General features: G+C 73.5%; 9 protein-coding genes. 1 reads left to right on the forward strand and 8 read right to left on the reverse strand.

Going from position 1 to position 10352, the window contains the following annotated elements:
- Positions 1–73 precede the first annotated feature (73 nt).
- Positions 74–1453 carry an OFA family MFS transporter gene (locus ACZ56V_RS30055; protein ID WP_398916029.1) on the forward strand — a complete coding sequence of 460 codons (1380 nt, stop codon included), beginning with the start codon at positions 74–76 and terminating at the stop codon, positions 1451–1453.
- A gap of 78 nt (positions 1454–1531) precedes the next feature.
- Here the strand turns inward: ACZ56V_RS30055 and ACZ56V_RS30060 are convergent, their stop codons facing one another.
- From ACZ56V_RS30060 to ACZ56V_RS30095, 8 genes are all read right to left on the reverse strand, one after another.
- The gene (locus ACZ56V_RS30060) at positions 1532–2728 is read right to left on the reverse strand and encodes a sugar phosphate isomerase/epimerase family protein (protein WP_468946615.1); all 1197 of its coding nucleotides are present in this window, start codon (positions 2726–2728) and stop codon (positions 1532–1534) included.
- Between the two features lie 115 nt (positions 2729–2843).
- Positions 2844–4241, reverse strand: a complete 1398-nt coding sequence (locus tag ACZ56V_RS30065) for a nucleotide pyrophosphatase/phosphodiesterase family protein (protein WP_468946618.1) — start codon at positions 4239–4241, stop codon at positions 2844–2846.
- Positions 4238–5413 (reverse strand): metabolite traffic protein EboE, encoded by a 1176-nt coding sequence (gene eboE / locus ACZ56V_RS30070; protein WP_468946620.1) that lies wholly within the window; start codon positions 5411–5413, stop codon positions 4238–4240. The genes ACZ56V_RS30065 and eboE overlap by 4 nt, the downstream gene beginning before the upstream one ends.
- A 3-nt stretch (positions 5414–5416) precedes the next feature.
- Positions 5417–6265 (reverse strand): TatD family hydrolase, encoded by an 849-nt coding sequence (locus ACZ56V_RS30075; RefSeq protein WP_104632374.1) that lies wholly within the window; start codon positions 6263–6265, stop codon positions 5417–5419.
- Positions 6265–7002, reverse strand: coding sequence for an EboA domain-containing protein (locus ACZ56V_RS30080; protein WP_398916020.1), 738 nt, complete (start codon positions 7000–7002; stop codon positions 6265–6267). Before ACZ56V_RS30080 ends, ACZ56V_RS30075 begins: the two co-directional genes overlap by 1 nt.
- Before the next feature lie 13 nt (positions 7003–7015).
- The gene (locus tag ACZ56V_RS30085; RefSeq protein ID WP_468946625.1) at positions 7016–7990 is read right to left on the reverse strand and encodes a sugar phosphate isomerase/epimerase family protein; all 975 of its coding nucleotides are present in this window, start codon (positions 7988–7990) and stop codon (positions 7016–7018) included.
- Complete coding sequence (locus tag ACZ56V_RS30090; RefSeq protein WP_468946628.1) at positions 7987–9075, reverse strand: SCO3242 family prenyltransferase; 1089 nt, start codon at positions 9073–9075, stop codon at positions 7987–7989. The genes ACZ56V_RS30085 and ACZ56V_RS30090 overlap by 4 nt, the downstream gene beginning before the upstream one ends.
- On the reverse strand, positions 9072–10262 hold the full coding sequence (locus tag ACZ56V_RS30095; protein WP_468946631.1) for an inositol-3-phosphate synthase: 1191 nt from the start codon (positions 10260–10262) through the stop codon (positions 9072–9074). Before ACZ56V_RS30095 ends, ACZ56V_RS30090 begins: the two co-directional genes overlap by 4 nt.
- Positions 10263–10352: the final 90 nt, after the last annotated feature.

A 10352-nucleotide genomic window follows, 5' to 3' on the forward strand; every position in this document is an offset into this window, starting at 1 on the left:
GACCCGCGCGCGCACGGAAGGCATGGGACAGGGGGCGCTGGCCAGATCTTTCGACGCTAGGGGTGCAAACGACATGACAACCACCGATGTCACACGGGTCGCCGCCTACCGGGAGGTGACCGACAGGAACGGACGCGTCTACCGCGTGGGCGAGTCCGACATCGACATCATGGGACGCAAGCGCAAGTGGATGGTGATCCTGCCCTGGATCGGCATGATGGGCATCTCCTCCGCCGAGTACGCGTTCGCGTCCGCGGAGGACACGCTGCACGAGGCCCACCACTGGTCCAGCGGCAGCATCTACTGGATGATGACCGCCTGGGTGTTCTGCCAGGCCGCGGTCGCGTTCCCGGCGGGGCGGCTGCGGGAGAGCGGCAGGCTGCCGGCGCGCTGGGCGATGATGCTGGGGTCGGCCGGCACGCTGCTGGGCTATCTGTCGCTGGCGTTCGCGCCGCACGTCTCGCTCGCCTTCATCGGGTTCGGCGTGTTCAGCGGCATGGGCGCGGGCATGGTGTACGCGACCTGCGTCAACATGGTCGGCAAGTGGTACCCGGAGCGCAGGGGCGGGAAGACCGGCTTCGTCAACGGCGGCTTCGCCTACGGCTCGGTGCCGTTCGTCTTCATCTTCCACGGCTACATGGACACCTCCAACTTCCGCTGGGTGCTCATCTCCGCGGGTGTCTTCCTCGCGGCGATGGTGGCGATCGCCGGTTTCTACTTCCGGGACCCGCCGAAGAACTGGTGGCCGGCCGCCATCGACCCGCTGAACCCGCCGGCCGACCCGCGGGCCCGGCGTTCGCTGGAGAAGAACCCCCCGGCCGTCAAGCAGTACTCCCCGATGGAGGCGTGGAAGACCGGCCGGGTGGCGCTGATGTGGTTCTGTCTCGCCTGCACCTCCGGCGTGAACATCTTCGGCATCGCCTTCCAGGTCGACATCGGCGAGGAGGCGGGCTTCGCGGCCGGGATCGTGGCCGCCGCCATGTCGCTGAAGGCGATCGTCAACGGCACCGGGCGCGGGGTCATCGGCTGGCTCTCCGACCTCTACGGCCGCAAGCAGTGCCTGCTCTACGTGTGCGCGATCCTGGGCCTCGCCCAGTTCGGCATCATCTGGTCGGCCGCGATCGAGAACCTGCCGTTGTTCCTGCTCTTCTCGGCCGTCTCCGGTTTCGGCGGCGGCGCCATCTTCCCGATGTTCGCGGCGCTGACGGCGGACTACTTCGGTGAGAACAACAACGCCACCAACTACGGGATGGTCTACAGCTCCAAGCTCGTCTCCGGTCTCGGCGCGGGCATGGGTTCCGTGGTCGTCGGCGTCTGGGGCTACAACGGCGCCTTCAGCCTGGCGGGCAGCATCTCGATCTTCGCCGGGTTCGTGGCACTGTTCCTGCATCCGCCCGGACGCTCGAAGGACAAGCGCGTCACACCCAACCCCCAGCCGCTCGGAGAGGGGTGAACCGGCGATCCTTCCTCCGCACGGACCGGGCGGCCCCTCCCGCAGCGCGCGGGAGGGGCCGCCCGGTCCGTGCCCCGGTCAGTGACGCCGCTTGCGCAGGGCGGCCAGGTTGTCGTAGCTGATCTTGGCCTCCCGCAGCGACTGCGAGGGATCGGTCGCGCTCGGGGAGTTGTCGTCCTCGATCATCGGGTTGTGGTAGTTCCGCTGTCCGACCCGGGAGAAGAACGTCGTGTAGTCGATGACCCCGGTTCCGAAGGGCACCATGTCGTAGCCCATGCCGTTGGTCGTGCTGACGACGCCGTCCTTGGCGTGGAAGAGCGGGTAGCGCCGGTTGTTGCGGACGACCAGCCCGGCCGGGTCGAAGACGTTCTTCCTGGTGGAGCCGTCGTGGGCGGTGTACTCGTGGAACTTGTACTGGGCGACGTGCGCCCAGAAGATGTCCATCTCCAGCCACACGACCCTCGGGTCGGTGACCTTGAGGAAGTACTCCAGCTTCCGGATGCCCGAACTGCGGGTCGGCCGGCCCTGGTCGTCCAGCGGGCCGCCGTCGAGCAGGAAGCCGTAGGCGCTGTCGTGGTTGTGGGTGTAGAGCTTGATGCCCTCGCGGTGGGCGATCGCGCCGAGGGCGTTCCACTTGTCGGCGGCCACGTCCCAGTCTGCGCGGTAGGAGCTGCCGGTGGGGTCGCCGCCGGTGCCCATGTGGTCCATGCCGAGGATGTTGGCGATCTCCAGGTGCTTCTTGAAGGTGTCCTTGTCCGCCGTGGTCAGCGGCCAGGAGGACGGGATGAAGCCGTGGTTGCCCTGGGCGCGCAGACCGTAGTCGTCCAGCCAGGAGCGCAGCAGCCGGGCGCCCTGGACGGATTCCAGGCTGGCGCCGCCCGGTGCGTTGGCGTGCTGGTTGTAGCCGGCGAACTCCACCTGGCGGTAGCCGTGGCGGGACAGCTGCTTGAACACCTCGCGGAAGCCGGAGGGCAGGTCGGAGGCGAGGGGGTCGCGGGCGGTGGCGTCACGGACGGTGTAGAGGATGATGCCGCGCTTGTCCGCCGGGACGAGGATCTGCCCGTGGCCGTGTCCGTGGTCGTGGTCTCTGCCCCGGTCGTGGGCGAGGGCCGGGGAGGCGCCGAAGACGGGGGCCGCGACGGCTCCGGCGGCCACGGCGGTACAGGTGCTGAGGAAACGGCGCCGGTTCACGCCGAGGGCGCGGCGCAGGCTCTCGTCCGGGGCGTCGGCGGCCGTGCCGGCGTCGGTGCGGGAGGGGTCGGTGAACGGGGTCACGGGTGCCTGCCTTCTGGGGTCGTGGCCTGCGCCGATGCGGCTCGGGCGGGCCGTTGTCAGTGCCGTGTGTTTCACTCTCGGTAGTCGGATGTCGGAGGGCGTACCGGGTGGTGCGTCAGCCGAGTCCGGCCAGCCGGAGCAGGAGTTGTTTCACGTCGGTGGCCGCGACGCGGTCTCCGACAGCGCGGGGGGTGGAGCAGATGAGGAGCGGACCGTCGTCGTCGCTCGCGGGGAGGCGGCCGTGGCTGCCTCGAATAGGTGAGGGGTCCAGGGGCACGACCGCCATGCGGTAGCGCATGCCGAGCTTCTTGCGGGCCAGGGCGCCGGCCGCCTTGACCTTGACGTAGGGGTCGAGCGGGTCCATGAACAGCTCGACCGGGTCGTAGCCGGGTTTGCGGTGGATCTCGACGAGTTGCGCGAAGTCGGGCGCGCGGTCGTCGTCGAGCCAGTAGTAGTACGTGAACCAGGCGTCCGGCTCCGCCACGGCGACCAGTTCGCCGGCGCGCGGGTGGTCGAGGTGCTGGGCCTTCTTGCCCTCGTCGTCGAGGAGTTGCTCGATCCCGGGCAGTCCTTCCAGGGCGGCACGGGTCGCGTCGAGGTCCTCGGGGCGGCGGACGTACACGTGGGCGATCTGGTGGTCGGCGACCGCGAAGGCGCGGGAGGCCATCGGGTCGAGGTATTCCATGCCGTCCTGGGTGTGCACCTCGAGCAGTCCGGCGCGGCGCAGGGCGCGGTTGATGTCCACGGGCCGGCTGACGGGGGTGATGCCGTACTCGGACAGCGCGACGACGGTGCGGCCTTCGGCACGGGCGTCGTCGAGCAGCGGGGCCAGCGCCGTGTCGAGGTCGGCGGCGGCCTCCAGGGAGCGCGGGTCCTCGGGGCCGAAGCGCTGCAGGTCGTAGTCGAGGTGAGGGAGGTAGCAGAGGGTCAGGTCGGGATGCCGGGTGGCCATGATGTGCCGGGTGGCGTCGATGATCCACTGGCTGGAGACCAGGTCCGCGCCGGGGCCCCAGAAGTGGAAGAGGGGGAAGGTGCCGAGCTTGTCGGTGAGTTCGTCGTGCAGGGCCGGGGGCCTGGTGTAGCAGTCGGGTTCCTTGCGGCCGTCGGCGTAGTAGACGGGACGGGGGGTGACGGTGTAGTCGGTGTCGGCGCCCATGGCGTACCACCAGCAGATGTTGGCGACGGTGTAGCCGGGGTGGGCGCGGCGGGCGGCGTCCCAGAGTCGGTCGCCGGCGACGAGTCCGTTGTGCTGGCGCCACAGCAGGACGTCACCGAGTTCGCGGAAGTACCAGCCGTTGCCGACGATGCCGTGCTCGGAGGGCATGGTGCCGGTCAGGAAGGTGGACTGGGCGGCGCAGGTGACGGCGGGCAGGACGGTGCCGAGCGGGGCCCGGGAGCCGGACTGGCCGAGCTGCTTGAGGTGGGGCATGTGGTCGAGGAGACGGGGGGTGAGACCGACGACGTCCAGGACGAGGAGGGGGGTGGGTCGGTCGGAGGGGGTGGGTCGGGTCATGGCAGTTCCTTCAGGCCGAGGTCCGTCAACAGGTCGCGGGCGAGGGTCAGCTCGGCGGCGATGCCGTCGGTGAGCTGGGCGCGGGCGCGGGGCCGCAGCTCGGGCGGGAGGGCCTGCCAGGTGTAGGTCTCGACCTCCAGGTGCCGGGTGAGCGGGTGCGGGCCGCCGACGAGCCGGGTCAGCGCGGCCTTGAGTACCGGAAGGGTGGAGGTGAGGGGCGCGGCGGGGGCCGCGTGCAGGGGGACGTGGAAGTGGGCGCGCCAGGGCGCGGTGTCGGGCAGAGGGCCGCCGTCCGCGAGGGCCTCGTCGAGGTCGTCGGTGCCGTGCAGGCCGCCGGACGGGGTGGTGGTGCGGGTCTGGTGCAGGAAGCGCGGCTCGGCGAAGGCGGCGAGGGCTTCGCGGACCGCGGGGTCGGCTGGGTGTTCGGCGTGCAGTGCGGCGGACATCTGGGACTTGACGACGGGCACCCGGGCGGCCGTGAGGGCGTTCAGCGCGGTGTACGGGTCTTCGAAGGAGGTGGCGAGGTGGCAGGTGTCGACGCAGACGCCGATGCGGTCGTGGGCGATCGCGGACAGCGGGGCGAGGGCGTCGTGGGTGGTCTCGACGACGCAGCCGGGTTCCGGTTCCAGGCCGATGCGGATGGAGCGGCCGGTCAGTTCCTGGAGCGCGTCGAGGCGTTCGGCGAGGGTGACGAGGGCGGCGCGTGCCTTGTCGGCACGGGTGTCGTCGTAGGCGGTGCGCCAGGCGAGCGGCAGGGTGGAGATGGTGCCGTCCGTGACGTCGTCGGGCAGCAGTCCGGCGAGCAGCCGGGCCAGGGAGGTGGTGTGTTCGAGGCGTTCCGGGTCGGCCCAGTCCGGCTTGTAGACGCGGTACTTGACCTCCTCTGCGCCGAAGCCCTCATAGGGGAAGCCGTTGAGGGTGACGACCTCCAGGCCGCGCCGGTCGAGTTCGGTGCGCAGGCCGCGCAGGGCGGCGGGGTCGGTGACCAGCGCGTGGGCGGCGTCGCGGGCGAGCCAGAGCCCGATGCCGAGGCGGTCGCGGCCGAGGCGTCTGCGGACCGGCTCGCAGTGGTCGCGGAGCTGGGCGAGGACGCCGTCCAGGGTCTCGGCGGGGTGGACGTTGGTGCAGTAGGCGAGGTGGACGGTGGAGCCGTCGGGGTGCCGGAAGCGCATGGCTCACTCCCCGCCGCGCAGGATGGAGTTGCCCTCGTGGGTGGCCTCGCCGGAGGTCACGTCGAGTTCCAGCCGTCCGCTGAGCCCGTAGAAGGCGACGGGGTTGCGCCACAGCACCCGGTCCACGTCGTCCTCGGTGAAGCCCTCGGCGAGCATCAGGTCGCCGACCTTGCGGGTCTTGAGCGGGTCGCTCCTGCCCCAGTCGGCGGCGGAGTTCACCAGCACCTGTTCCGGGCCGTACTCGCGCAGCAGGGCGACCATCCGGGCCTCGTCCATCTTGGTGTCCGGATAGACGGAGAAGCCGAGCCAGGCGCCGCTGTCCTTGGCCTCCTTGACGGTGGTCTCGTTGAGGTGGTCGACCAGGACCCGTTCCGTCGGCAGTGCGGACTCCCGGACCGCGTCCAGGGTGCGGCGCAGACCGGCGAGCTTGTCGCGGTGCGGGGTGTGGACGAGGGCGGGCAGCCCGTGGTCGGCGGCGAGCTGGAGCTGGGTGGCCAGGGCGGTGTCCTCGGCGGGCGTCATCGAGTCGTAGCCGATCTCACCGACGGCCACCACCCGGTCCTTGACGAGATAGCGGGGCAGTTCGTCGAGGACGGGCAGGCACCGGGGGTCGTTGGCCTCCTTGGGGTTGAGGGCGATCGTGCAGTGGTGGGCGATGCCGTACTGGGCGGCTCGGAAGGGTTCCCAGCCGAGCAGGGCGTCGAAGTAGTCGCGGAAGGAGGCGGGAGAGGTGCGGGGCTGGCCGAGCCAGAAGGAGGGTTCGACGAGGGCGCGGACGCCTGCCGCGTACATGGCCTCGTAGTCGTCGGTGGTCCGGGAGGTCATGTGGATGTGGGGGTCGAAGATGCGCATCAGGACTCCTTGCCGTGGGGGCCGGCCGTGCCGGGCGCGGGGCGTCCGGACTCGGTCAGGGCCAGGACGCGGTGCAGGTCTTCGGGGACGGCGCGGTCCGCGGCGGTGCGTTCGGCGGCGTAGTCGGCGAGCATCCGGGCGAGTTCGTCGTCGCCGCGGGCCCGGCGGGCGAGGTCCGCCACGCTGTCCACGGGGACGCCGGTGAACAGGCACTTCAGTACGGCGTGCCGCCACTGGTGCGCGTCGAGGTGCCGGGCGGCGTACGGACCGAGGGCGGCGGCGACCAGCCGGGTGTCGTTGGTGCGCAGGGCGTCCTCGACGAGCGGGAGGGCGTCCGGTCCCGGCACCAGGTGGGGCAGGGCGTGCAGGACGGCGCGGCGTTCGTCGGCGGTGCCCTGGGTGTAGACCCGGGTCAGGGCGTCGGTGTCGGCGCGGGCGGCGTGCAGGACGAGGACGCGGGCGGCGTCGGCGTGGGCGGGGCCGCAGCGGCGGCCGGCCTCGGCGAGGCGCAGTTCCCACACCGAGATGGGGCCGTGGGTGCCGGGATGGGCGGCGGCCTCGTCGAGGGCCTGGTCCAGCCAGGCGCGGGCGGCTCCGCCGAGCTGGGCGGAGAGGGCGGTGCGCAGGTCGGCGGGCGGGACGTGGGCGGGGGTGGTGCCCTGGGTGTCCTGGCCGCCGGGAGTGCCTTCCGCGTCGTGGGTGTGGGGGGTGACGTGGGTGGCGTGTGGCTGCGTCATGGTGTGGCTCCCTTCAGTGGGTGGCGGAGGGCTCGCCCGAGCGGTTGGTGCGGCCCGGCGCCGGTGCGGCCCGGCGCAGGAACGGGAGGGAGCGTTCGGCGAAGTGGGGTCCCGCGTGGGAGTGGCGGGGCAGTTCGACGACGGTCAGGCCCTGGTAGCCGGTGGCGGCGAGGGCCTCCAGGACGGGCGGGAAGTCGATCTCGCCGTCACCGAAGGGGAGGTGTTCGTGGACACCGCGGCGCATGTCCTCGATCTGCACGTGGCGCAGCCAGGGGGCGGCGGCGCGCACGCAGTCGGCGGGAGGGAGCGGTTCGAGGCACTGGCAGTGGCCGATGTCCAGGGTGAGTCCGAGGTGTCCGGGGTCGCCGAGGGCGCGGCGCAGGGTGTGGAAGTCGGCGAGGGTGGCGACCAGGTGCCCGGGTTCGGGCTCCACCGCGAGGGGGACGCCCGCGGTGGCGGCGGCGTCCAGGACCGGGGCGAGGGCCTCGGCCAGCCGCTTCCACGCCGTGTCCTCGTCCGTGCCCGCCGGGGTCACGCCGCTGAAGCAGTGCACGGCGTGGGCCCCGAGGTCGGCGGCGACGCGGACGGCGCGCACCAGGAGGCCGGCGCGGCGGGCGCGGTCCTCCGGGTCAGGGTCGAGCAGGGAGGGGCCGTGCTTGCGGCGCGGGTCGAGCACGTAGCGGGCGCCGGTCTCCACGGTGACGCCCAGACCGAGCGCGTCCAGCCGCCGGGCGAGGCGGCGGGTGCGGGCGGCGAGGTCGTCGGCGAGCGGGTCGAGGTGCATGTGGTCGAGGGTCAGGCCGACGCCGTCGTAGCCGAGGTCGGCGAGGAGGGCGAGGGCGTCGTCGAGGCGGAGGTCGGCGAGGCCGTTGGTGCCGTAGCCGAAGCGGAGCGGCCGCGCGACGCCCCCGGCCCCGGCCCCGGCCCCGGCGTCGTCCGCTCCCGGGTTCGGCGCCTGCGTCGGCCCGTGGTTCGGGTTCCGGCTCATGTGATGCTCACCTTCCTCATGGCGGTCCTCCTCGCGAACAGCCGGCCTGCCGGTGCGAGGGCCGCGACCAGGAGAGACACGGCCCCCGCACCGGAGCGGGCGGCGAGCGCGGCCTGGAGCGGGACCGTGGCCCGGATGCCGCCGCCCACGGCACGTTGGGTGAGCGGGGGTGAGGGGTTGAGCGCGGCGTGGACGTAGGGGCGGGCGGCCGTCGCGGCGTAGGCGGCGCCCAGGGCGGCCGCGAGGACGTCGGTGGCGGCGGGTGCCGGGGTGGAGCCCGGCAGACCGGGGGCGGCTGCTGCCCGCCGGCCTGCCGGGAGTCGGGTGCGGCGGCGCGCGACCAGGCCGGTCAGCGCCCCCGTCGTCGCGAGGGCGGCCAGCGGGGCCAGGACGGAGCCGCCCGTGGTCTCCCGGCGGGAGACGGCCGTGACCGCGAGGGTGTGGCTGCCGAGCAGCGCGGCGGAGGGCAGCGCGGCACGGGTGCCGCCGCCGGTGGCGGCCGCGCCGAGGAGCAGGTCGAGGCCCCGGGCCGCCGCCATGGCCGCCGGACCGGCCGGGGTGTGCTTCAGGGCGAGGTCGTAGGCCCAGACGGTGGCCGCCAGCGGCGCCGCGACCGCGAGGGCCGGGCGTCCCGCACCGGCCGCCAGCGCCAGCCCGGCGCCGGTGAGGGCCCCGGCGGCGGTCAGCGCGGCGGCGGGGCGGATGCGGCCGGACGGCAGGGGGCGGTGGGGGCGTTCCGCGGCGTCCTCCGCGCGGTCGGCCCAGTCGTTGAGGGCCATGCCGGCCTCGTACAGACACAGGGAGGAGCCGATGGCGAGCAGGGTGCGGGGCCCGGGGCGCGCACCGGCCGCCGCCACACCGGCCAGGGCGTCGCCGGGGACGGTGAACAGGGCGGGCAGGCGCAGCAGTTCGGCCCAGGCACCGGCCCGGGAGGAGCGGGGGCCGGGTGTGCTCGGCCCAGGACGGCCGGAGGGCGGTGCGCCGGTCCGGGAGCCGGTGGCGTCCGTCGGCCGTGCTCCGGCCTCCCGCCGCGCTCCGGGCTCCCGTGCGGTCGTCTCCCTGCCGGTGGCGACGGTGCGGTTCATCGCCGCGCCCCGCGTTCGTCGGCGGTGTCGGCGGCTTCGGGCGCGGAGTCGGCACGGGCGCCGTCCGCCAGCCGCCCGGCGAAGCGTTTCAGCTCCGTGTACTGCTCGGCCAGGGACGACGGGCCGTCCCCCACCGGGTCCTTGAAGAAGAAGCCCAGTTCGCCCAGAGGGCCGGACAGGCCCCTCTCGTGGGCGCGGGCGACCAGGCGGGCCAGGTCGAGGACGAGCGGTGCGGCGAGGGACGAGTCGCAGCCCTGCCAGGTGGTCTGGAGGATCATGCGGGCGCCGAGGAAGCCGTCGAAGGCGATGTGGTCCCAGGCGGTCTTCCAGTCGCCGAGCGCGGGCACGTCGTCGATGTGGACCTCGCCCTCGACGGGGGCGCCCAGGGTGTCGGCGAGGACGCGTTCCTTGCCGGCGTTCTTCGCCGCGGCGGCCGCCGGGTCGGCGAGGGCGGCGCCGTCGCCGCCGCCCAGCAGGTTCGTGCCCGACCAGGCGCGCACCGCCAGCGCCCGCTGCGTGAACATCGGGCCCAGCACCGAGCGCAGCAGCGTCTGCCCGGTCTTGCCGTCCCGGCCCGCGTAGGGCAGCCCGCTCGCCGCGGCCGGTGCGGCCAGCGCCGGGTGGTGCAGGCCGGTCGACGGGGTGAAGTTGACGTACGGGCAGCCGGCGCGCAGGGCGGCGGCCGCGTACAGCGAGCTGGCGGGGAGGGCGTCCCCGGTGGGCGCGGGCTCGGTGGAGGCCACGTTCACCACCACGGTCCGCTCCGCTCCCGAGCGTAGTGCGAAGTCGGTGATGTCCGCGGCGAACGCGGCGATCAGCGTCTCCTCGTCACGGGTGTCGCCGGGCAGCGGGCCGCCCGGGCGGATCTCGCGGTCGGCCGCGGCCAGTTCGGCTCCGACGGCCGAGGGCAGTCCGTGCGGCAGCACGCCCCCCGCGGCCAGGGCCTCCGCCCGCTTGGGCAGGGGGCAGTCCACGGTGTCGTGACCGCCGAAGACGAGGGAGGAGAGCGCGGGCAGTGCGGTGCCGGCGAAGTCGGGGGTCTCGGTGACCATGCCGGTCGGGGGGTTCAGCCCCGCGGTCACGGCGGCGCAGCCCGCCACCACCGTGGTGGCGACGGAACCGCGGGCTCCGATCAGCCAGACACCGGTACGGGAGCCACGGGAGGAAGCAGAGGGGGACGCGGACATGGGCAGCCTCCTTGTCGAGCGCGTCGGGCACACACGAGCGGTGGTACAGCCGGGGGTGTTCGGGTGTTCCGTTCGGGGTGACGGCGGGCG

It is taken from the genome of Streptomyces sp. NPDC034099, assembly GCF_055575415.1.

Excerpts from the sequence above, each read along its gene's own strand:
- ACZ56V_RS30095 (WP_468946631.1), bottom strand. The coding sequence starts at position 10,262 with ATGTCCGCGTCCCCCTCTGCTTCCTCCCGTGGCTCCCGTACCGGTGTC.
- eboE (WP_468946620.1), bottom strand. The coding sequence starts at position 5,413 with ATGCGCTTCCGGCACCCCGACGGCTCCACCGTCCACCTCGCCTACTGC.
- ACZ56V_RS30090 (WP_468946628.1), bottom strand. The coding sequence starts at position 9,075 with ATGAACCGCACCGTCGCCACCGGCAGGGAGACGACCGCACGGGAGCCC.
- ACZ56V_RS30075 (WP_104632374.1), bottom strand. The coding sequence starts at position 6,265 with ATGCGCATCTTCGACCCCCACATCCACATGACCTCCCGGACCACCGAC.
- ACZ56V_RS30085 (WP_468946625.1), bottom strand. The coding sequence starts at position 7,990 with ATGAGCCGGAACCCGAACCACGGGCCGACGCAGGCGCCGAACCCGGGA.
- ACZ56V_RS30080 (WP_398916020.1), bottom strand. The coding sequence starts at position 7,002 with ATGACGCAGCCACACGCCACCCACGTCACCCCCCACACCCACGACGCG.
- ACZ56V_RS30065 (WP_468946618.1), bottom strand. The coding sequence starts at position 4,241 with ATGACCCGACCCACCCCCTCCGACCGACCCACCCCCCTCCTCGTCCTG.
- ACZ56V_RS30055 (WP_398916029.1), top strand. The coding sequence starts at position 74 with ATGACAACCACCGATGTCACACGGGTCGCCGCCTACCGGGAGGTGACC.